Below are 19,953 nucleotides of genomic sequence, written 5' to 3'. Positions count from 1 at the left end.
CCGCAGGCGCCGCCCTACAGGTGCAGCACCCGCTGATAGGCGTCGAGCGAGGCCTCGTGCATGGCTTCCGACATGGTCGGGTGCGGATAGACGATGCCGTGGATGTCCTCCTCAGTCGCCTCCATGGTGATGGCGGTGACATAGCCCTGGATCATCTCGGTGACCTCGGCCCCGATCATGTGCGCGCCGATCAGTGCCCCGGTCTTCGCGTCGAAGATGGTCTTCACAAAGCCCTCGATCTCGCCGGCGGCCACGGCCTTGCCGTTCACCCGGAACGGGAACCGGCCGATCTTCACCTCCCGCTTCGCCTCGCGCGCGCCCTGCTCCGTGATCCCGACAGACGCGACCTGCGGCTGGGCATAGGTGCAGCCGGCGATCGGCGAATGGACGTTCGGGGTCTTGAAGCCGGCGATGTGCTCGGCGGCGTGGATGCCTTCGTGTGAGGCCTTGTGCGCCAGCCAGGGCGCGCCGGCGCAGTCGCCGATGGCGTACAGCCCCTTCACGTTGGTCTGGCAGTGGCCGTCGATGGTGATGTGGCCGCGATCCATGTTCACGCCAAGCGCCTCAAGTCCGATGCCGTCGGTGTTGGCGGTGATGCCCACCGCCGAGATGCACACCTCGGCCTCCAGCGTCTCGGCCTTGCCGCCGGCCTCGATGGCGACTTGCACGCCCTTCCCGCCTTTCGAAACCCTGGTGACCTTGCAGCCGGTGCGGAACTTCATGCCACGTTTCTCGAAGGCCTTCTGGGCCGCCTTCGAGACCTCCTCGTCCTCCACCGGCATGATCCGGTCGACCGCTTCCACGATCGTAACTTCGACGCCCAAGGCCCTGTAGAAGCTGCCGAATTCCACGCCGATCGCGCCGGAACCGATAACCACGATCGAGGCCGGCATCTTCTTCGGCGCCATCGCCTCGCGGTAGGCCCAGATGCGGTCGCCGTCGGCCTCCAGGCCGATCTGCGGGATGGCCTTGGCGCGGGCCCCGACCGCCAGCATGACGGCCTTGGCCTCGACCGTGCGCGACCCGCCCGCCTTCAGAGCAATGACCACCTCGGGCGCGTCCCCGCCCTTCTCCAGCTTCGCCGAACCCTCGATCACCTCGATCTTGTGCTTCTTCATCAGGAAGGCGACGCCCTTGTTCATCTGGGCGGCCACCCCGCGCGAACGCTGGATGATGGCGTCGAAATCAAATCCGGTCTTCTCGGCCGACAGACCGTAGTCCTTCAGGTGCGACAGGCTCTCGTACTTCTCGCCCGACTTGAGCAGGGCCTTGGTCGGGATGCAGCCCCAGTTGAGGCAGATGCCGCCCAGGTTCTCGCGCTCGATGATGGCTGTCTTCAGCCCCAGCTGGCTGGCGCGAATCGCCGCCACATAGCCGCCCGGACCGGAACCGATGACGACCAGATCGAACTCAGCCATGCCAGAATCTCCTTGAGCAGCGCGTCTTAACGCGCCGGAGCCGCGAAAGGCACCCTCCCCGGCCCCGGACGAAACGAAAAGTCAGGCGTTGATGAAGGCGATGAACGCCTCGGGGTCCATGACGGAGATCGCGACGGCCAGGCCTGCCGGAAACAGCACAAGACCCCCGTAGAGCGCGAGGTGCGCCGCCCCGCGCCACAACGCCTGACCCATGCTCACCCCGTAGTAGCGTCTGGCGGCGAGCGCGAAGTACGCAAGGTAGGGAACCACCACCGGCCAGGCCGGCGCTCCGACCCCGAACTTGTTGACCAGCGCCAGCAGGCTCAGCAGGACAAACGCCGTGACGTGGGCCCACATGGCGAACACCAGATGCTCCACCAGCAGCCGCCGGCGGAAGAACGGGGCAAGCAGCAGGGCGTACATCGGCATGAGCAGCCACAGGATATTGGGCAGCCAGCTGGCCAGCCGTTCCGAAATTATCCCCTGTTCACGGTTGGACTGGTTCTCGTAGACCAGGTTCTGGCGGTCCTTGTTGGTTACGGCGCGTTCGGCCGATGCCGTTATGGCGGCGGTGATGGCGGGATCGATCGCCGGTTCGACGCGCCGCTGCATCCAGACTTCGCCCTGGACCGCGTTCTGCAGATGGACCGTGGCCCCGTCGGCGTCGGCTGTAGAGACGACGGGACTGGCCGGATCCAGGACCCGGCCGACGTACTGATAAATCTGCACGTCGGCGAAATTCAGCGTGAGCAGGAACAGGGCGGTGGCGACGACAAACAGCTTGGTCGGCGTCTGATACCGGCTTCCGGCGCCCGTTCGATAAGCCTCCAGCAGCCGGCCGGGCCGGGTCGCCAGCGCGGCGAGGGTTCGCGCCGTGCGGCCGTCGACCAGGTTCGTTTCGGAGAAGGCTTCGGCGGCCCATTCCCGCAACGGGCGCGGCCGGGCGTGCGTGTCCTGGCCGCAGTCGTGACAGTACCGCCCGCGCAGACCGGCCCCGCAGGCCGGACAGGCTTCCCCTTCGGTGGTCACAGCGCGCCGGACATTGAATCTTCCCCCGCACCATCTTGAGACGGTCCGCAGGCGGCGTGCAAGCCCGTTGCTCAGGCCAGCATGGTCACCGGGTCCTCGATCATCGCCTTGAAGACCTGCAGGAATTTGGCCCCCGTCGCGCCGTCGACGACGCGGTGATCGCAGGTCAGGGTGACCGACATCACGGTGGCGATCGCCAGCTGGCCGTTCTTCACCACGGGACGCTGCTCGCCCGCCCCCACGCTCATGATCGCGCCCTGCGGCTCGTTGATGATCGAGGCGAACGACTTGATGCCGAACATGCCGAGGTTGGAGACGCTGAAGGTGCCGCCCTGGAACTCCTCGGGCTTCAGCTTGCGGTCCCGGGCGCGCTTGGCGAGGTCCTTCGACTCGGCTGCAATCTCGCGCAGCGACTTGGTCTCGGCCTTGCGGATGATCGGGGTGATCAGACCGCCCTCGATGGCCACAGCCATGGCCACGTCGGCGTTGTGGTGCATGGCCAGGCCTTCGGGCGAGTAGCTGGCGTTGGCCTCGGGCACGGCCTTGAGGGCCATGGCGGAGGCCTTGATGACGAAGTCGTTGACCGAGACCTTGATTCCGTCCTTCTCGAGCAGGGCGTTGACCCTGGCGCGCGCCGCCAGCAGGCCGTCGATCTCGCAGTCGATCTCGAGCGGGAAGTGCGGCACGTCGCGGAAGCTGTCGGTCATGCGCCGGGCGATGGCCTTGCGCATGCCGTCCAGCGGCACGAGGTCGTAGCTGCCGTCGGGAATGCCCATCTGGGCCAGCGACTGGACCTTGCGGGCCTCGCCGGCGGAGGCCGGGGCTGCGCCGGTGGACGCCGGAGCCGCGGAGCCCCTGGCGGCGCCCTCGACGTCGCGTTTGACGATCCGGCCGTGCGGGCCGGTGCCCTTGATCGATTTCAGGTCCACGCCGTTCTGCGCCGCAATGCGGCGGGCCAGCGGCGAGGCGAAGACGCGCTCGCCGTCGGCCTTCGTGGGCGCCGGAGACGCCTTGGGAGCGGCAGCGGCCTTCGGCGGCTCGGCCTCCCCGGGCTCCGCCTTCGGCGCTTCCGCCCGGGGAGCCGGAGCGGCCGCGCCGCCCTCGTCCTTCAGCCGGGCGATCGGCGTATTGACCTTCACGCCTTCCGAGCCCTCGGCGACGAGGATGTCGGTGACCTCGCCCTCGTCGACCGCCTCGACCTCCATGGTCGCCTTGTCGGTCTCGATCTCGGCGATGACGTCGCCGGCCTTGACCACGTCGCCGACCTTGACGTGCCACTTGGCCAGCACGCCCTCTTCCATCGTGGGCGACAGGGCGGGCATCAGGATGTCGGTCATTGCGCGCTCCCTGTCTGGTCCCCGGTCTCCGCGACGGTTTGGACGTTCTGCGCCTTGAGCGCTTCGCTCATGCCGCCCAGGATCTGGTTGTAGGCGGCGCGCTCGTCCATCCCGTGCCGCACCTTGTAGCCGTGCGCCATATGGGTCGCGGCGTAGGCCAGCATGCGGCCGAACATGGCGGGATCGTTGAAGGCCGGCTTGATCGCCATGACCGGTTCCTTGTTCGACCACCACATCCGCAGGATCTCGATCGCCTCGGGATCGGCGGCGACGCTGGCTGGCGTCTTCAGCTGGTGTTCCTCGGCCTGGCTCATGCCATCACCTGCTTCACGGCGGCGACGATCTTGTCGGCGCCCGGCAGCGACAGGGCCTCGAGGTTGGCGGCGTAGGGCAGCGGCACGTCCTCCTGATGCACCCGCAGCGGCGGGGCGTCGAGGTAGTCGAAGGCGTGCTCGATCACCCGGGCCACGACCTCGGCGCCGACGCCCATGGGGCCCCAGCCTTCCTCGGCCGAGACCAGGCGGCTGGTCTTCTTCACGCTCTCCACGATGGTTTCATGGTCGAGCGGACGCAGGGTGCGCAGGTCGACCACCTCGCAGGAGATGCCCTCCCCGGCCAGCTGCTCGGCGGCCTGCAGGGCGAAGCCGACCATGCGGCTGTGCGCCGTGATGGTCACGTCCGTGCCTTCGCGCCGGACCTTCGCCTTGCCGATCGGCAGGACGTAGTCCTCGACGTCCGGCACGTCGAACTCCAGCCCGTACATCATCTCGTGCTCGAGGAAGACGACCGGGTTGGGATCACGGATCGCGGCCTTCAGCAGGCCCTTGGCGTCGGCGGCGTCATAGGGGGCGATGACCTTCAGGCCCGGCACCTGGGCGTACCAGGCCGAATAGTCCTGGCTGTGCTGGGCGGCGACGCGGCTGGCGGCGCCGTTCGGGCCGCGGAAGACGATGCCGGCGCGGATCTGGCCGCCCGACATGTACAGGGTCTTGGCCGCCGAGTTGATGATGTGGTCGATGGCCTGCATGGCGAAGTTGAAGGTCATGAACTCGACGATCGGCTTCAGCCCCGCCATGGCCGCGCCGACGCCGAGGCCGGCGAAACCGTGCTCGGTGATCGGGGTGTCGACGACGCGTTTGTCGCCGAACTCCTGCAGCAGTTCGCGGCTGACCTTGTAGGCGCCCTGGTACTGCGCGACCTCCTCGCCGATCAGGAAGACGCCCTCGTCGCGGCGCATCTCCTCGGCCATGGCGTCGCGCAGGGCGTCGCGGATGGTGGTCTTGACCAGTTTGGCGTCGGCGGGGATTTCGGGATCGCGCAGCTCCACCTTCGGGCCCTTGGCCGTGTCGTCCTTCTTCTCGGGATCACCCGACCTGTCGGCGGGCGGCTCGTCCGCGACGGGGCTGGCGGCGGGGGCATCAGCCTTGGGCGGCGGTGCGGCGGCTCCGTCCTCACCCGCCAGACGCGCGATCGGCGTGTTGACCTTGACGTTCTCCGAGCCCTCGGCGACGAGGATTTCAAGCACCTCGCCCTCGTCGACGGCTTCGACTTCCATCGTGGCCTTGTCGGTTTCGATCTCGGCGATAACCTGGCCGGCCGACACGGTGTCGCCCGCCTTGATGTGCCACTTGGTCAGCGTGCCCTCTTCCATCGTGGGCGACAGCGCCGGCATGAGAATGTCGGTCACGAATCAGGCCTCCACGTAGACGTCGGTGTAGAGCTCGGACGGGTCCGGCTCCGGGCTTTCCTGGGCGAACTGCACGGCCTCGGCGACGATGCCCTTGACCTCGTTGTCGATGGCCTTGAGCTCGTCCTCGGTCGCCTTGGCGGCCGCCAGCAGGGTCTTGATGTGGTCGATCGGGTCGCGGGTCGTCTTGACCTGGTCGACCTCTTCCTTGGTGCGGTATTTGGCCGGATCCGACATGGAGTGGCCGCGGTAGCGGTAGGTCTTCATCTCGAGGATGAAGGGCCCGCCCCCTTCCCTCGCCCGCTTGACGGCGCGGGCCACGGCGTCGCGCACCGCCAGCACGTCCATGCCGTCGACCTGCTCGCCGGGGATGCCGAAACTGGCGCCGCGCTCGCTCAGCTGGGTCGTCGACGACGAGCGCTCGATGCTCGTGCCCATGGCGTACTGGTTGTTCTCGATGATGTAGATGGCCGGCAGCTTCCACAGCTGGGCCATGTTGAAGCTTTCGTAGACCTGGCCCTGGTTGGCCGCGCCGTCGCCGAAATAGACGAAGGCGACCGAGTCATCGCCGCGGTAGCGTCCAGCGAAGGCCAGGCCGGTGCCGAGCGCGACCTGGGCGCCGACGATGCCGTGGCCGCCGTAGAAGCCGGTGGCGGTGTCGAACATGTGCATCGAGCCGCCCTTGCCCTTTGACGAGCCGCCGATGCGGCCGGTCAGCTCGGCCATGACCTCCTTCGGGTCCATGCCGGCGGCCAGCATGTGGCCGTGGTCGCGATAGCCGGTGATGATCTTGTCGTGGCCCTGTTTGACGCTCTCCTGAACGCCGACCGCCACAGCCTCCTGCCCGATGTACAGGTGGCAGAAACCGCCGATCAGACCCATGCCGTACAGCTGGCCGGCGCGCTCCTCGAAACGGCGGATCAGCACCATCTCGCGATAGAAGCGCAGCAGGTCCTCCTTGGAGGCCGTGGGCGTATTGGGCAACTTGGTCGCCTTGCTGGAATCAGCTTTGGCGGCGGGGGCTTTCGCCATCCGTCATCTCCCGGCTGGGCCGCGGGTCCGAGGCCTCTTGTCGTTACGGAAAGGGGCTTTAGCAGCCTTCGTTCCCGAAAGGCAAAGCCGCCTCACGGGGATGTAACGAAAGTTCACGCCCTGGGCGTGGGGCCTTCCGCCGCAGCCGGCGTGGAGACGCGGATCACGTAGTCGCGCGGGTCCGAGAAACCGAGCACGGCGCGGGCCCGCTCCTCGAGCAGATCGCGCGACAGGCTGTCGGTGCGCAGGTAGCGGACGCGGATTTCGAGGTCGCGGCGCTGTTCGAGGATCTGGGCCAGCTGGGCCTCGCGGCGCAGCAGCATGGCGTCGCGCTCGCCGCCGCTCAGGAGCCCGCGTTCGCCCGTCAGGGCCTGAACGCCCAGATAGGCGATCAGCAGCAGCAGCATGGCTGACGGGAAATACGGCTTCATCCGCTCGGGCACTGACGGACGCTCCTTCTGAGCGGGAACTCGTGATCAACGAGTTCTGACCGAAAATGCCTAACGAACCGTAGCTTGGCCGCAGCCGCTGACGCTATTTCAGCAGCATGCCGTCGCCGTAGTAGGCGCCCTGGTCGCCCAGCATTTCCTCGATGCGGAGCAGCTGGTTGTACTTGGCCGTGCGGTCCGAGCGGGCCAGGGAGCCCGTCTTGATCTGACCGCAGTTGGTGGCGACGGCGAGGTCCGCGATGGTGGAGTCCTCGGTTTCGCCCGAGCGGTGGCTCATGACGGCGGTGTATCCGGCCCGGTGCGCCATATCCACTGCGTCAAGAGTTTCGGACAAGGTGCCGATCTGATTGACTTTAATCAGGATGGAATTCGCCAATCCCTCGCCGATGCCGGCGGCCAGGCGGGCCGGGTTGGTGACGAACAGGTCGTCGCCGACGATCTGCACCCGGTCGCCCAGCCGGTCCGTCAGCAGCTTCCAGCCGTCGAAGTCGTCCTCGGCGCAGCCATCCTCGATCGAGACGATCGGGAAGCGTTCGCACAGGTCGGCGAGGTAGCCGACCATGGCCTCCGCCTCCAGGGTCTTGCCCTCCCCGGCCATGACGTATTTGCCGTCCTTGAAGAATTCCGTCGCCGCCACGTCGAGGCCGAGATGGAAGTCCTCGCCGGCCAGATAGCCCGCCGCCTGCCCGGCCTTGGTGATGAAGCTCAGCGCCTCCTCGGCCGAGGCCAGGTTCGGGGCGAAGCCGCCCTCGTCGCCGACGTTGGTGTTGTGGCCGGCGTCCTTCAGCTGCTTCTTCAGGGCATGGAAGATCTCGGCGCCCATGCGCAGGGCTTCCGAGAAGCTGTCCGCGCCGGTCGGCAGGATCATGAACTCCTGGATGTCGATCGGATTGTCGGCGTGGGCCCCGCCGTTGATGATGTTCATCATCGGGGTGGGCAGGATGCGGGCCGAGACGCCGCCGATGTAGCGGTGCAGCGGCAGGCCGGCCGAGATGGCGCTGGCCTTGGCGCAGGCCAGGCTGACGCCAAGGATGGCGTTGGCGCCCAGTCGGCTCTTGTTGGCCGTGCCGTCGAGGCCGATCAGGGCCTCGTCGATGCGGCGCTGGTCTTCGGCGTCCATGCCGCTGAGGGCGTCGAAGATCTCGCCGTTGACGGCGTCGATGGCCTTGCCGACGCCCTTGCCGCCCCACAGATCCTTGTCGCCGTCGCGCAACTCGACCGCCTCGTGCGCGCCCGTGGAGGCGCCCGAGGGCACCGCCGCGCGCCCGAAGCTGCCGTCATCGAGGATGACATCCACCTCGACCGTCGGATTGCCCCGGCTGTCGAGGATCATACGGGCGGCGATGTCGGCGATATCGGTCATGGGGACGGCTCTGTCACGGAGGAGATGGGTCGCTCGCGTTTAGCCCGCGCGGGGCCGCGGGGGCAAGGAAGGCGTGGCGGGGCACGTGGCCGGAATGGCCGCGAAAACATCGGCCGCTTCGGCACTCCGGCCAGTTCGGGGTCGCTGGCGGACGGGGCGGAGACGGAGGTGCGGCGGCTTCATCCCGCCAGTCTGGTCGACCAGCCCGTCAAAAGCCGACGCAGGTCCTCTCAGGCGCAGCCCTCGACGTACTGGATGCTGGGCCCGCCGCCGGCGATCGACTGCACGCGGCCGTCCTGGCCGATCTCGTAGACGAGGCCGCGCGCGGCGGCGATCTGATGATCGGCCGTCGACCAGACCGTGATGTATTCAGAGGGAGCGGGCTCGTACTTGTGCGGTACGACCTCGGCGGCGGCGCCGTAGACGCGCTTCACCTCGGCGGCGTGGTCGCCGATGTTCAGCGCCCGGTCGGTCTCGATCGTGGTGTTGCGGGTCAGCCAGACGCTGGTCAGCACACCGTTCTCGACCATGACCAGCAGCCCCTCGGGCGCCCGCGCCGGACGGAACATGTCGCAGGAGGCGGGATCCGGCCCGCCGACGGCTTCGGGATCGGAGTCCGGCCCGAGCGCGGCTTCGACCTCGGCCCGGGTCATGCCGATGCGCAGGGGGCCGAAGCCCTGGGCGGTCAGCTTCTCGGCGGCCGAGACGGGCGCACCCGGCTCCATCGGACTGGTCGGAGCGGCCGGGTCGGCGGGCGCATCAGCCGACTCGGGCGGAGGCGCGCCGCAGGCGGCGAGGGACAGAACGGCGACCGAACCGAGGGCGACAAGGCGGATCATGGGAGGTCTCCAGCGTTGCGATGCCGGACACAAGGCACGAAAACGGCGCGCGAGGCTATCGCGCGCCGTGAAAAGCTTCGTCGGCCCCGGACACCGACCTTGGGGCCCGAACCGGTCGAAAGACCTAGTCTTCCTTCGGGGTCAGAACCTGGCGGCCGCGGTAGGTGCCGGTCTTCAGGTCGATGTGGTGCGAGCGGCGCAGCTCGCCCGTGTCCTTGTCCTCGGTGTAGGCGTTCGTGCCCAGCGAGTCGTGGGCGCGGCGCATGTTGCGACGCGAGGGCGATACTTTGCGCTTCGGAACGGCCATGTCCGTCTCAATCTTCTTAGGGTCGGGCGCCAAGGGTCTGTAAGACCGAAAGCGCGAAAACAATTGCGGCGGCCCTCGGAAGAGCCGCCACGTGAGCGCGGGCTTATGCCTGAACCCGCCGGGGAGTTCAAGTCTGGAGACGCGCGCTCCAGACCGCCCGCGAAAGCCCGTAGTAGAGGCTGTCCTTCCACTCGCCGCCGACATGCCAGGTGCGTTCGGCGAAACCGGTCCTTGCCCAGCCCAGCCGCTCGAGCAGGCGAATCGACGCGGCGTTGTCCGGATCGACATCGGCGGTCAGGTCGTCGAGGTCGCGGGTGGCGAAGACGTGGTCGATGGCGGCCGCCACGGCCTCGCCCGCCAGTCCCCGACCCCAGTGGTCTGGATGCAGGATGTAGCCGACCTCGGGCAACCGCCAGAAGCCCGCCTTGCCGATCACGCGCCCGTCCTGCTCGATGACGAAGTCGGGGTTGTCCGGCCCGTTGGCGATCATGCCGTTCAGCCAGTCCTGCGTCTGTTCGAGGCTGTCGTGCGCCGGGGTCGACCACCAGCGCGTCGCGCGCGCGTCCGACAGCACGGCGTGCATGGCCTGAAGGTCGTCCTCGCGGGCGCTCCTCAGCTTCAGGCGGGCGGTGACGATCTCCATGTCCCCGCCAGTGCGGCGCGCGGGATGAATGGTCAAGCCAGTGGGCGTTCCATGACCACGAAATGGAGGTCGTCCCGCAGCGGCAGGCCGAACCGGGGATTGCCGTACGGGAACGGCAGGGTCTCGCCGGTCAGGCGATAGCCCAGCCGCTCATACCAGGCCAGCAGGGTCTCGCGCTGTGGAAACGCCGAGATGCGCACGCGACGGGCGTCGAAGCGGTCGCGCAGGGCGTCATGCGCCGCTTCGACCAACCGCCGCCCCAGGCCTGCGCCCTGCAGGGTCGGGCTTACCGACAGCATGCCGAAATAGCCCGTGCCCTGCCCTTGGTCGGCGATCAGGATGCAGCCGATCAGCGCCTCCCCTCGCCAGGCCGTCAGCAGGGCCTGGGCCGGGTCGGCCAGAATGTCGGCGAGGTCCTCCGGGTCGGTGCGCTGGCCGGCCAGCAGGTCCGCCTCCGTGGTCCAGCCGGCCCGCGACGCCTCGCCGCGATAGGCGCTTTCGATCAGTTGGTGCAGGGCCGGAATATCGGCCGGCGTCGCATCGCGGAAGGTCAGGTCAGTCATGCACGAGACCCTCCGCCGCCGCCTCACCGATGGCCAGTGAGCTGGTCAGGCCCGGGCTTTCGATGCCGAACAGCGCCAGCAGGCCGTCGACGCCATGGACGTCGCGGCCATGGAGCTGGAAGTCCGGCTGCGGCTCGCCCGGCCCGTGCAGCTTCGGTCGGACGCCGGCGTAGTCGGGCGTCAGCGCCCCCTGCGGCAGGCCGGGCCAGAAGCGGCGGATGTAGTGTTCGAACTCCGCCGCCTTGGCCGGATCGACCGAATAGTCCTCGCCCCCGACATATTCGAGGTCCGGCCCGAACACGGCCTGCCCGCCGAGATCCTTGCGGTAGTGGGTGCCCAGCGCGCCCGGGATCGGCGGCGGATAGATCAGCCGCTCGAACGGCGCCTTGCCGGTCAGCCGGAAGTAGACGCCCTTGCCGAAATGGCCCGCGGGAATCCGTTCGACAGGATAGCCGGCGATGCGCCCGGCGACGTCCTGCGCCGCCAGACCGGGAGCGGTGACCAGCAGGCGGGCGGTCAGGGTCGCCCCGCCCTCCCCGCCCGCCGTGACCGCGAACCCGCCGCCGGGCAGCGGCTCGGCCCGTTCGAAGGGCGTGGAGATCACGACCGAACCGCCGGCGTCCTCGATCTCGCCCTGCAGGGCCAGCATGTATCCGTGGCTGTCGAACACGCCGCTCTCGGGCGACAGGATGGCGGCATGGGCGTTCAGCCCCGGCTCCAGCGCCCGGACCTGGGCGCCGGTCAGATGCTCAAGGTTCTCCACCTCGTTGGCCGTGGCCTGTTCGAAGATAGCCTCGATGCGGGGGACCTCGGCCTCGTCGGTCGCCACCACCAGTTTGCCGCAGCGGCGATAGTCGACCTTGTGGCTGTCGAGGAAGGCGTACAGCTGCCGCCGACCCTGCACGCAGAACCGCGCCTTCAGCGAGCCGGTCGGATAGTAGAGGCCGCCGTGAATGACCTCGCTGTTGCGCGAGGAGACGCCCTGGCCGATGTGCGGTTCCTTCTCAAGCACCAGGACGGAAAGGCCGCGCGCCGCCAGCGATCGTCCGCAGGCCAGTCCGACGGCCCCGGCCCCCACGACCACGGCGTCGAAATCGAAGCTCATCCCTTGGGGCCGTAGAGATGCGCCGCCCGGGCCTCGAAACAGTGCATCAGCTTGCCGACGGCGCGGTCGAAATTGGCCTGCAGCATCATGTCGAGCAGCCGCGACTTGAAGGCGAAGTCGATGAAGAACTCGACGCGTGTGCCCTCGGGGTGCGGGAAGAATTCCCAGCGGTTCTTCAGGTGATGGAACGGGCCGCGCAGCAGCCCCACCTCCACCTTGGGCGCATTGCGGTCGTGCCGGACCCAGGTCGAGAACCGTTCCTTGAGGAAGGAGAAGCCGACGCCGGCCTCGGCGTCGACCAGGGTCACGCCCGGGGCCTCGTCTCGCGCGCCCCAGACCCGCATCGACGACACCCACGGCACGAACTCCGGATAGGCGCGCACGTCGGCGACCAGCGCGGCGAGTTGTTCCGGCTGCCAGGGGAGGATTTTGGTGACGCTGTGGACGGCCAACGGCGGCTCAGCGGCCCGTCTGAGCCAGACGCGCCGCCTTCAGCCGCGCGAAGTCCTCGCCGGCGTGGTGCGAGCTGCGAGTCAGGGGCGAGGACGACACCATCAGGAAGCCCTTGGCCCGGGCGATCGCCTCATAGGCCTTGAACTCTTCCGGCGTCACGAACCGCTCGATGGCCGCGTGTTTGCGGGTCGGCTGGAGGTACTGGCCGATGGTGATGAAATCGACGCCGGCGGAGCGCATGTCGTCCATCACCTGCATGACCTCTTCGCGGGTCTCGCCCAGGCCGACCATGATGCCGGACTTGGTGAACTGGTTGGGGTCGCGCTCCTTGACCATCTGCAGCAGGCGCAGGCTGTGGAAGTAGCGGGCGCCCGGCCGGATCTTCAGATACAGCCGCGGCACGGTCTCGAGGTTGTGGTTGAAGACGTCCGGCGTGGCGTCGATCATCACCTCGGCCGCACCGTCCTTGCGCAGGAAGTCGGGCGTCAGGATCTCTATCGTCGTGCCCGGCGCCTGCAGGCGGATCTGGCGCACCACCTCGGCGAAATGGGCCGCGCCGCCGTCCGACAGGTCGTCGCGGTCAACCGAGGTGATGACCACGTGGTTCAGCCCCATCTGCTGCACCGCCAGACCGACCTTCACCGGCTCGTCGGGGTCCAGGGCCTGCGGCAGGCCCGTCTTGACGTTGCAGAAGGCGCAGGCCCGCGTGCAGGTGTCGCCCATGATCATCAGGGTGGCGTGCTTCTGGCTCCAGCACTCGCCGATGTTCGGGCAGGCCGCCTCCTCGCAGACCGTATGGAGACCCTTCTCCTTCACGATCGCCCGGGTGGCGTTGTACTGGCCCGAGCCGGGCGCCTTGACGCGCAGCCAGTCGGGCTTCTTCAGCACCGCCGTTTCGGGCCGGTTCTGCTTTTCCGGGTGACGCAACTCGGCCGGCGTCTTCGTCAGGGTGTCGATCAGCGTGACCAAGGCGTCGCGGGCTCCGGGCGTTGCGAAACCGCTATGTCGTCTTTCCGGGTGGCGAAGGCAAGGCGAGGCGGAACCTCACGCAAGGTAACGTATCTTTTCATCGCCACCGCCCCGCTCTAGTTTGCGCGTTCGGACAAGGCGCGGCCAACGCGCCACGGAGGCTGTCTTTGCGCGTACCCCTGGACCCCAAGGCCGTTGAGGAAACGATCTTCGACGCCCTGATCGCGGCCCGCGAAACCTACGGCGACAAGGAGATCCTGGAGGACCAGGATCGCAAGCCCCTCACCTACACCGGCCTGATCCGCGCCGCCTTCGTGCTCGGCCGCAAGATCGCCGCCATGACCGAAGTCGGCGAGCGGGTCGCCATCCTGTTGCCTTCCAGCATGGGGGTGGTGGTCACCTTCTACGGCCTGCACGCCCACGGCCGGGTGCCGGTGATGCTCAACTTCACCTCCGGCGAGCGCAACGTGAAGGCGGCCATCAAGGCGGCCGGGGTCGGCAAGGTGCTGACCGCGAAACGCTTCATCCAGCAGGCCAAGCTCGAAGAGCTGATCGGCCATATCGAGAGCGTGGCCGAGGTCGTCTGGCTGGACGACGTGCGCAAGTCGATCGGCCTGCCCGACAAGCTGTACGGCCTGATGGCCGGGCTGATGCCGAGGCGGTTCCGGGTCAGGACGGAGCCGTCGTCGCCCGGCGTGGTGCTGTTCACCTCCGGCAGCTTCGGCGCGCCCAAGGGCGTCGTGCTCAGCCAGTGGAACCTGGTGGCCAACTGCCGCCAGGTGGCGCAGCACATCGAGCTCAAGCCCGAATGGGTGATGTTCAACCCGCTGCCGACCTTCCACTGCTTCGGCCTGACCGGCGGGGTGCTGCTGCCGCTGCTGCAAGGCATGAAGGCGTTCCAGTACCCCTCGCCCCTGCACGCCAAGCAGATCGTCGAGCTGCTGCCGCAGGTGAAGGCGTCGATCCTGTTCGCCACAGACACCTTCCTGAACCAGTACGCCCGCGTGGCCGGGCCGGACGACTTCGCCACCCTGGAGTTCGTGGTGGCCGGGGCCGAACGCGTACGCGACGAGACCCACCACCTGTTCAACACCCGCTTCCACGGCCTCAAGCTGCTGGAGGGCTACGGCGCCACGGAGGCCGCGCCGGTCGTGGCGGTCAACCATCCGGACCGCAACCGGCCCGGCACGGTCGGCCAGGTCCTGCCCGGCATGGAATGGCGTCTCGACAAGGTCGACGGCATCGACGAGGGCGGCCGGCTCTATCTGCGCGGGCCCAACGTCATGGAAGGCTATCTGTCGGCCGACGATCCCATGGCGATCGAACCTCTGGCAGACGGCTGGCACGACACGGGCGACATCGTCGCCATCGACGACGAGGGCTACGTCTGCATCCTCGGTCGGGTGAAGCGGTTCGCCAAGATCGGCGGCGAGATGGTCTCGCTGACCGCGGTCGAGGGCCTGGCCAGCGCGGTCTGGCCCGAGGCGCGCCACGCGGTGGTCTCCGTGCCCGACAGCCGCAAGGGCGAGAAGCTGGTGCTGGTCACCGACCGCAAGGACGCCGACGTCTCGCGCCTGGCCGAATGGGCGCGCAGTCATGGCGCGCCGGAACTGGCCGTGCCCAAGAAGATCATGCGCGTCGGCGAGGTGCCGGTGCTGGGCACAGGCAAGACCGACTACGTCGCCATCCAGCAGATGGTCGAGCTCGATAAGGCCGCCTGAGTCCGGAAGCGGACTCTTGTTGTAACCGACACCGACTCCGTTCCAGACTGGCCGTCCCATTGAGGGAGGGACCCATGTTCGACCGGTTTACCGCCTATCAGCCGCAGTTGCTCAGCCTGCTGCGCATCGTCACGGGCTTTCTGTTCGTCTGCCACGGCACCGCCAAGGTGCTGGGCTTTCCCGCCGCCGAGGGCCTGCCGCCGATCGGCTTCAACCTCGCCGGCCTCTCGGGTCCGTTCGAGCTGCTGCTCGGCGCCCTGTTCCTGATCGGGCTGTTCACCCGTCCGGTCGCCTTCCTGGCCTGCGGCTTCTGCGCCGTCGGCTATTGGGCGGTGCACGGCACCCAGTCGCTGCTTCCGTTCACCAACGGCGGCGAGACGATCGTCCTGTACTGTTTCGTCTTCCTGTATTTCGTCGCGGCCGGGCCCGGGCCCTGGAGCGTCGACGCGGCGATGCGAAAGCCCGCCGCCTAGCCGATCCGAACGCCTGTCATCGAGATCGATCCGCCCTCGATGACGTCGTTGAAGAAGCTGACGTCGTCGCCCGGCATCCGCTGGGCGGCGACATACAGCAGCGGCAGGAAATGCTCGTCGGTGGGCACGCTCAATTGCGCGTCCTCGGCCAGTCCGACCCAGTCGATCAGGGCCTCGTCATCGCCACGGACCAGGGCCGCCTTCACCGCCTCGTTGAACTGCGTCGCCCACGCGTAGGGCTCGCCCCCTGCCCGCTTCCAGGTGCGCAGGTTGTGCACGAAGTCGCCCGAGCCGGCGATCACCACCCCCTCGTCCCGCAGCGGCGCGAGACGCCGGGCGAGTTCGAAATGGCCGCGGGCGTCGAGCCGACGGTCGAGCGAAAGCTGCACCACGGGGACGTCGGCTTCGGGCCAGACATGGGCCAGCACCGACCAGGTCCCGTGATCCAGCCCCCATTGCTCGGTCGGCGCGGCGCCGGTCAGGGCTGCGACCCGCAACGCCAGCGTCGGTGAACCCGGCGCCGGATACTGCATCGCATGCAGTTCTGCAGGGAAGCCGCCGAAATCATGGAGGGTTTGAGGTGAAGCTTGGGCGGTCACCGCGAGGCCTTCGGTTTCCCAGTGGGCCGAGACCATGACCACGCCGCGGGGCTTGCCGATCGTGCGGCCGAGCGCGCGCCAGGCGTCCGCATGGGGGCCGCCGAGCGCGTTCATGGGCGAGCCGTGTCCGAAGAACAGGGCGGGTTGGCGTGTCGGCGTCATCGTCATTCCTCAATCTGTAACAAATGATGTGCCAGATATGGGGGCTGTGTTCTGAACGACAACCATCCGCTTCAGCCCCGGATGCGCGGCCCCACCGGGCAGACGCGGTCGTAGAAGTCAGGCGGCGCCGGCGCGGCTCCGCCATGGAGCAGGCGGAAACGATGCTCCACCACCATCGCCTGCTGCTCAATGTTCAGGTCACCCCAGCTGCAGTCCATGCCGGTCGGGTATTCGTAGGAGGCCGGCCGGTCGCCCGCCCTCAGCTTGCCGGTCAGCAGATTGACCCCCTGCTGGGCCTGCCAGACGTGGGTCAGCTCATGGATCAGCACCGCCTGCGTGCGCAGCGGCTCCGCGGCGATGTCGGCCGCAAGGGTGTGACGGGGCCAGACGATCCACTCCCGTCCGAACCAGCGGCCGGCCACGAAGGCGCGGTCGAACGGCCACGGAGCGGTCACGAAACGGATGCTCTCACAGCGCAGGGCGTCGCCGAACGCCTCGCGCGCCAGGGCCGCCTCCCCGTTGGTCAGCGGCCGGATCATGGGGCCGCCGCAGTCACCGCATAGTCGCCGGTGGGGCTGACCCATTCCCAGTGCCACGGCTCATAGACATAGGGCACGAAGCCGAACCGCCCGGCGTTCTTCACCAGCCAGCGGTAGGTGGCGGTGCGGGTCATGTGCAGCCGGCTGGCCGGCGAGGTGTTGTCGACCCCCAGGTCGGCGAGTTGGCCGACATACAGGTCCACGGCGGTGCCGGTGCGGTGCGGCGAGCAGACGGCGCGGCGCAGGCCGTCGCAATTGCCCTGGGCGGCGCAGCGGGCGGCGTCGGCCTCGGGATCGCGGAAGGCGGAGAAGATCTGCAGCAGCTCGGGGTCGGCGGCGACCTCCGGAACCTCGGCCCGGGCGGCGGCGACCAGCCGCCGGTAGGCGTCCAGCACGTCGCGGCGCAGCAACCGGGTGAGGCGGTCGGCGTGCTCCTCCGATTCGACGAGGTAGCCGAGCTGGTACAGCGGCGGCGGCTCCGGGCACGGCTCCTCGCGCACCCGCGCCATGATGAACGGTCGGCGCTCCTGCCAGACCCCGCGCAAGACCTGGAATGTGGCCGGGTCGAACCAGCCGGTGGGCGGCAGGGCGTGGGCGTACTGGAACTCCGCCAGGGCGCGGGCGAAGACCGGGGAGTTGGGAGCGCAATCCGTGCCGATCTCCCTCTGGATCAGCGGCAGATAGGTCTCCCAGCCCCATTCCGCGGCGCCGTACGGGGACCATTCGAGGGCGTAATGCGAGACCCCGTTGGCGAAGGCTGGCGCGCCCCATTCGACGGCCCCGGCCTCGCAGGCCTCGGCCGCGCGGGTTCGCCCCTGCGCCCGCGCCTCTCCCGCGCCCGCGATCGCCCCGAGAAGGAGCGGCAGGGCGGCCAGCATCGACAGGAAGACGCGCTTCGACATGGTCCAATGGTGACCCCAGGCCTGTGTCGACGGCAAGGCCCTTCCCTTCGTGCCGGACACGGCGCGGCGGGTGCTCGCGCGCGACGCTCAAAATCGGCATGGTGAGGGGGCGGGCGACTCATCCGCCGCGCTCCGGATCCGTTCATGACCGACGCCGCCTCGCCCGCCCCGGCTCCCAGCGCGCCGCGCCGCTCCAACCTCGTGCTGGCCGCCTTTTCCGGGCCCTGCCTGCCCTACGCCGCCGTCGGCCTGCCGCTCGCGGTGAGCCTGCCCGCCTTCTACAGCCAGTACGTCGGTCTCGACCTCGCGGCGGTCGGCGCCGCCTTCCTGCTGGTGCGGATGATCGACATCTTCTTCGATCCCGTGGTCGGCTGGGGCATGGACCGCACCCGCAGCAAATGGGGCCCCTACCGGACGTGGCTGACGCTCGGCACGCCCGTGCTGATGCTGGCCGTCGCCTTCATCTTCTTCGTCAAGCCGGGGGCCGGCTTCGGTTATCTGTTCGGCTGGCTGCTGGTGCTCTACCTCGGCTTTTCGATCACCACCCTGGCGCAGCTGGCCTGGGGCGCGGTTCTGGCGCCCCAGTACGACGAGCGGTCGCGCCTCTACGGCTGGTGGCAGGCGGCCAACATCGTCGGCGTGCTGATCGCCCTGTTCATTCCGACCGTGGTGATGAAGGCCGACCTGGGCAGCTATGAGGACGGGGTGCGGGCCATGGGATGGTTCATCCTGATCAGCCTGCCCGTCACCCTGCTCGCCGCCGTGCTGATCGCGCCCGAACCCCAGACCGTGAAGGCGCAGCCGCACGGCGCGCTGAAGGCTTGGATCGCCCTGTTCCAGCGGCGGGTCGTCCGCAAGGTGCTGCTCTGCGACCTGTTCCTCGGGATCGCCCCCGGCATCACGGGCGCGCTGCTGTTCTTCTATTTCGAGAGCATCAAGGGCTTCGACCGCGGCGCCAGCCAGATCTTCATGGTGCTGTATTTCGTCGCCGGCCTGCTGGCCGCGCCGTTCTGGAGCTGGCTGGCGGTGCGGCTGGGCAAGGACCGGGCCCTGCAGATCGCCTCGGTCGCCTTCGCCGTCCTCTACGCCCTGGTCGGCTTTCTGCCGACGGGGAATTTCACCGTCACCGCCATCGGCCTGTTCATCGCCGGCCTGCCTTATGCGGCCGGCCTGCTGCTGACCCGCGCCATGATGGCCGACGTCGCCGACGAGGTCCGGCTGGAGACCGGCGACGACCGCATGGGCCTGCTGTTCTCCTTCCTCAGCCTGACCACCAAGCTGGGCTACGCGATCAGCGTCGGCGTGCTGATCATCCTCGGCTGGGTCGGCTTCGACCAGACGCCCGGCGCGGCCAACGGGTCTACGGCCCTGACCACCCTGTCGATCCTGTTCCTCGCCGTGCCGACGGTGCTGCTGTTCGCCTCCGCCTGGGTGCTGAACCGCTATCCGCTCGACGCCGCCCGCCACGCCGAGGTCCGCGCCCGGCTGGCCGAGCGGGACGCCGCCGCGGCCGCGGAGCCCGCATGACCCCGATCGACCGCCTCAACGCCATCATGGCGAAGCTGCGCGATCCGGTCGGCGGCTGCCCCTGGGACGTCGAGCAGACCTTCGCCACCATCGCGCCCTACACGCTGGAGGAGGCCTACGAGGTCGCCGACGCCATCGAGCGCGGCGATTTCGACGAGCTGAAGAGCGAACTGGGCGACCTGCTGTTCCAGGTCGTCTTCCACGCCCGCATGGCCGAGGAGCAGGGTCTGTTCGCCTTCGACGACGTGGCGAACGCCATCGCCGACAAGCTCGAACGCCGCCATCCGCATGTCTTCGGCGATGAGGCCGCGAAACCGGACGGCGCCGCCCAGAAGGCGCGCTGGGAGGACATCAAGGCCGGTGAACGCAAGGCCAAGGCCCAGCATGGCGTGCTCGACGACGTCCCGGTCGGCCTGCCCGCCCTCGCCCGAGCCGCGAAACTGACGAAGCGCGCCGCCCGCGTGGGCTTCGACTGGCCCTCCACCGACGAGGTCTTCGACAAGCTGGACGAGGAGGTCGCCGAACTCCGCGCCGAGATCGCCGCCGGCGACCTCGACAAGGCCCGCGACGAGATGGGCGACCTGCTCTTTGTCCTCGCCAATCTGGCCCGCAAGCTGGGCGTCGAGCCGGAGGACGCCCTGCGCGGCGCCAATGCGAAATTCGTCCGGCGGTTCGGGTTCATCGAGGCGGAACTGGCGAAGGACGGGCGGACGCCGGAGCAGTCGGACTTGGCCGAGATGGACGGGCTGTGGGACGCGGCGAAGGCGGCGGAGCGGGCCTGAACCCCGACCACTCGCGTAGATTGTAAACGATAGACACGTAAAACGCACACACCT

The 19,953-nt window shown here is 68.5% G+C and carries 22 protein-coding genes; 4 read left to right on the top strand and 18 right to left on the bottom strand.

Translation table 11 applies throughout. The annotated features are described in order from the left end of the window. Positions 1 to 14: 14 nt before the first annotated feature. The 15 genes from lpdA to lipA all read right to left on the bottom strand — a co-directional run bounded on the left by lpdA (position 15) and on the right by lipA (position 13,194). Complete coding sequence (lpdA, locus tag VEA98_RS12450; RefSeq protein WP_324814860.1) at positions 15 to 1,418, bottom strand: dihydrolipoyl dehydrogenase; 1,404 nt, start codon at positions 1,416 to 1,418, stop codon at positions 15 to 17. An 81-nt stretch (positions 1,419 to 1,499) separates the two neighbouring features. Then, positions 1,500 to 2,447 (bottom strand): DUF3667 domain-containing protein, encoded by a 948-nt coding sequence (locus VEA98_RS12445; RefSeq protein ID WP_324814858.1) that lies wholly within the window; start codon positions 2,445 to 2,447, stop codon positions 1,500 to 1,502. Positions 2,448 to 2,518: 71 nt separating this feature from the next. After that, positions 2,519 to 3,784 (bottom strand): pyruvate dehydrogenase complex dihydrolipoamide acetyltransferase, encoded by a 1,266-nt coding sequence (locus tag VEA98_RS12440; protein ID WP_324814856.1) that lies wholly within the window; start codon positions 3,782 to 3,784, stop codon positions 2,519 to 2,521. Next, positions 3,781 to 4,098 (bottom strand): DUF5076 domain-containing protein, encoded by a 318-nt coding sequence (locus VEA98_RS12435; RefSeq protein WP_324814854.1) that lies wholly within the window; start codon positions 4,096 to 4,098, stop codon positions 3,781 to 3,783. Before VEA98_RS12435 ends, VEA98_RS12440 begins: the two co-directional genes overlap by 4 nt. Further along, on the bottom strand, positions 4,095 to 5,471 hold the full coding sequence (locus VEA98_RS12430) for a pyruvate dehydrogenase complex E1 component subunit beta (RefSeq protein WP_324814851.1): 1,377 nt from the start codon (positions 5,469 to 5,471) through the stop codon (positions 4,095 to 4,097). The genes VEA98_RS12435 and VEA98_RS12430 overlap by 4 nt, the downstream gene beginning before the upstream one ends. A 3-nt stretch (positions 5,472 to 5,474) precedes the next feature. Then, a complete protein-coding gene (gene pdhA / locus VEA98_RS12425) occupies positions 5,475 to 6,503 on the bottom strand; it encodes a pyruvate dehydrogenase (acetyl-transferring) E1 component subunit alpha (protein ID WP_324814848.1) in 1,029 nt (342 codons plus the stop codon). 113 nt (positions 6,504 to 6,616) lie between these two features. Continuing rightward, complete coding sequence (locus VEA98_RS12420) at positions 6,617 to 6,934, bottom strand: FtsB family cell division protein (RefSeq protein WP_414642179.1); 318 nt, start codon at positions 6,932 to 6,934, stop codon at positions 6,617 to 6,619. 103 nt (positions 6,935 to 7,037) lie between these two features. Further along, positions 7,038 to 8,315: a phosphopyruvate hydratase gene (gene eno, locus VEA98_RS12415; RefSeq protein ID WP_324814843.1), complete on the bottom strand. Its 1,278-nt coding sequence runs from the start codon at positions 8,313 to 8,315 to the stop codon at positions 7,038 to 7,040. Between the two features lie 230 nt (positions 8,316 to 8,545). Next, positions 8,546 to 9,154, bottom strand: coding sequence for a hypothetical protein (locus VEA98_RS12410; protein WP_324814841.1), 609 nt, complete (start codon positions 9,152 to 9,154; stop codon positions 8,546 to 8,548). Between the two features lie 124 nt (positions 9,155 to 9,278). Next, a complete protein-coding gene (gene rpmF, locus VEA98_RS12405) occupies positions 9,279 to 9,461 on the bottom strand; it encodes a 50S ribosomal protein L32 (protein ID WP_324814960.1) in 183 nt (60 codons plus the stop codon). A 127-nt stretch (positions 9,462 to 9,588) separates the two neighbouring features. Further along, the gene (locus VEA98_RS12400; RefSeq protein WP_324814839.1) at positions 9,589 to 10,140 is read right to left on the bottom strand and encodes a GNAT family N-acetyltransferase; all 552 of its coding nucleotides are present in this window, start codon (positions 10,138 to 10,140) and stop codon (positions 9,589 to 9,591) included. Further along, a complete protein-coding gene (locus tag VEA98_RS12395; RefSeq protein WP_324814836.1) occupies positions 10,137 to 10,667 on the bottom strand; it encodes a GNAT family N-acetyltransferase in 531 nt (176 codons plus the stop codon). The genes VEA98_RS12400 and VEA98_RS12395 overlap by 4 nt, the downstream gene beginning before the upstream one ends. Further along, positions 10,660 to 11,772, bottom strand: coding sequence for an NAD(P)/FAD-dependent oxidoreductase (locus tag VEA98_RS12390; RefSeq protein WP_324814833.1), 1,113 nt, complete (start codon positions 11,770 to 11,772; stop codon positions 10,660 to 10,662). The genes VEA98_RS12395 and VEA98_RS12390 overlap by 8 nt, the downstream gene beginning before the upstream one ends. Continuing rightward, the gene (locus tag VEA98_RS12385) at positions 11,769 to 12,224 is read right to left on the bottom strand and encodes a type II toxin-antitoxin system RatA family toxin (RefSeq protein WP_324814831.1); all 456 of its coding nucleotides are present in this window, start codon (positions 12,222 to 12,224) and stop codon (positions 11,769 to 11,771) included. The genes VEA98_RS12390 and VEA98_RS12385 overlap by 4 nt, the downstream gene beginning before the upstream one ends. 7 nt (positions 12,225 to 12,231) lie before the next feature. Further along, positions 12,232 to 13,194 (bottom strand): lipoyl synthase, encoded by a 963-nt coding sequence (gene lipA, locus VEA98_RS12380; RefSeq protein ID WP_324814829.1) that lies wholly within the window; start codon positions 13,192 to 13,194, stop codon positions 12,232 to 12,234. 167 nt (positions 13,195 to 13,361) lie between these two features. Between lipA and VEA98_RS12375 the strand changes: the two genes are divergently transcribed. Further along, entirely contained in the window at positions 13,362 to 14,915 is a 1,554-nt protein-coding gene (locus tag VEA98_RS12375; RefSeq protein WP_324814827.1) for an AMP-binding protein, read from the top strand. A gap of 74 nt (positions 14,916 to 14,989) precedes the next feature. Then, on the top strand, positions 14,990 to 15,388 hold the full coding sequence (locus tag VEA98_RS12370; protein ID WP_324814825.1) for a DoxX family protein: 399 nt from the start codon (positions 14,990 to 14,992) through the stop codon (positions 15,386 to 15,388). Here VEA98_RS12370 and ygiD read toward each other — a convergent pair. The 3 genes from ygiD to VEA98_RS12355 form a co-directional block, all read right to left on the bottom strand. After that, a complete protein-coding gene (gene ygiD, locus VEA98_RS12365; RefSeq protein ID WP_324814822.1) occupies positions 15,385 to 16,149 on the bottom strand; it encodes a 4,5-DOPA dioxygenase extradiol in 765 nt (254 codons plus the stop codon). The genes VEA98_RS12370 and ygiD overlap by 4 nt on opposite strands. Positions 16,150 to 16,220: 71 nt before the next feature. After that, complete coding sequence (locus VEA98_RS12360; protein WP_324814820.1) at positions 16,221 to 16,688, bottom strand: hypothetical protein; 468 nt, start codon at positions 16,686 to 16,688, stop codon at positions 16,221 to 16,223. Continuing rightward, a complete protein-coding gene (locus VEA98_RS12355) occupies positions 16,685 to 17,590 on the bottom strand; it encodes a M15 family metallopeptidase (RefSeq protein WP_324814817.1) in 906 nt (301 codons plus the stop codon). Before VEA98_RS12355 ends, VEA98_RS12360 begins: the two co-directional genes overlap by 4 nt. A 144-nt stretch (positions 17,591 to 17,734) precedes the next feature. Between VEA98_RS12355 and VEA98_RS12350 the strand changes: the two genes are divergently transcribed. Together VEA98_RS12350 and mazG are read left to right on the top strand one after the other, a co-directional pair. Continuing rightward, the gene (locus tag VEA98_RS12350) at positions 17,735 to 19,117 is read left to right on the top strand and encodes an MFS transporter (RefSeq protein WP_324814815.1); all 1,383 of its coding nucleotides are present in this window, start codon (positions 17,735 to 17,737) and stop codon (positions 19,115 to 19,117) included. Then, entirely contained in the window at positions 19,114 to 19,899 is a 786-nt protein-coding gene (gene mazG / locus VEA98_RS12345; protein ID WP_324814813.1) for a nucleoside triphosphate pyrophosphohydrolase, read from the top strand. The genes VEA98_RS12350 and mazG overlap by 4 nt, the downstream gene beginning before the upstream one ends. Positions 19,900 to 19,953 lie beyond the last annotated feature (54 nt).

Source organism: Brevundimonas sp. (genome assembly GCF_035627055.1).
Lineage (GTDB): Bacteria > Pseudomonadota > Alphaproteobacteria > Caulobacterales > Caulobacteraceae > Brevundimonas.
Note: the sequence above shows the minus strand (reverse complement) of the source record. Positions and strands in the feature narration are given on the sequence as shown.

Coding starts and splice junctions, on each gene's coding strand:
- VEA98_RS12355 (WP_324814817.1), bottom strand. CDS start 17,590: ATGTCGAAGCGCGTCTTCCTGTCGATGCTGGCCGCCCTGCCGCTCCTT.
- VEA98_RS12390 (WP_324814833.1), bottom strand. CDS start 11,772: ATGAGCTTCGATTTCGACGCCGTGGTCGTGGGGGCCGGGGCCGTCGGA.
- VEA98_RS12410 (WP_324814841.1), bottom strand. CDS start 9,154: ATGATCCGCCTTGTCGCCCTCGGTTCGGTCGCCGTTCTGTCCCTCGCC.
- VEA98_RS12435 (WP_324814854.1), bottom strand. CDS start 4,098: ATGAGCCAGGCCGAGGAACACCAGCTGAAGACGCCAGCCAGCGTCGCC.
- eno (WP_324814843.1), bottom strand. CDS start 8,315: ATGACCGATATCGCCGACATCGCCGCCCGTATGATCCTCGACAGCCGG.
- lpdA (WP_324814860.1), bottom strand. CDS start 1,418: ATGGCTGAGTTCGATCTGGTCGTCATCGGTTCCGGTCCGGGCGGCTAT.
- mazG (WP_324814813.1), top strand. CDS start 19,114: ATGACCCCGATCGACCGCCTCAACGCCATCATGGCGAAGCTGCGCGAT.
- rpmF (WP_324814960.1), bottom strand. CDS start 9,461: ATGGCCGTTCCGAAGCGCAAAGTATCGCCCTCGCGTCGCAACATGCGC.
- ygiD (WP_324814822.1), bottom strand. CDS start 16,149: ATGACGCCGACACGCCAACCCGCCCTGTTCTTCGGACACGGCTCGCCC.
- pdhA (WP_324814848.1), bottom strand. CDS start 6,503: ATGGCGAAAGCCCCCGCCGCCAAAGCTGATTCCAGCAAGGCGACCAAG.
- VEA98_RS12370 (WP_324814825.1), top strand. CDS start 14,990: ATGTTCGACCGGTTTACCGCCTATCAGCCGCAGTTGCTCAGCCTGCTG.
- VEA98_RS12350 (WP_324814815.1), top strand. CDS start 17,735: ATGACCGACGCCGCCTCGCCCGCCCCGGCTCCCAGCGCGCCGCGCCGC.
- VEA98_RS12440 (WP_324814856.1), bottom strand. CDS start 3,784: ATGACCGACATCCTGATGCCCGCCCTGTCGCCCACGATGGAAGAGGGC.
- VEA98_RS12395 (WP_324814836.1), bottom strand. CDS start 10,667: ATGACTGACCTGACCTTCCGCGATGCGACGCCGGCCGATATTCCGGCC.
- VEA98_RS12360 (WP_324814820.1), bottom strand. CDS start 16,688: ATGATCCGGCCGCTGACCAACGGGGAGGCGGCCCTGGCGCGCGAGGCG.
- VEA98_RS12420 (WP_414642179.1), bottom strand. CDS start 6,934: ATGAAGCCGTATTTCCCGTCAGCCATGCTGCTGCTGCTGATCGCCTAT.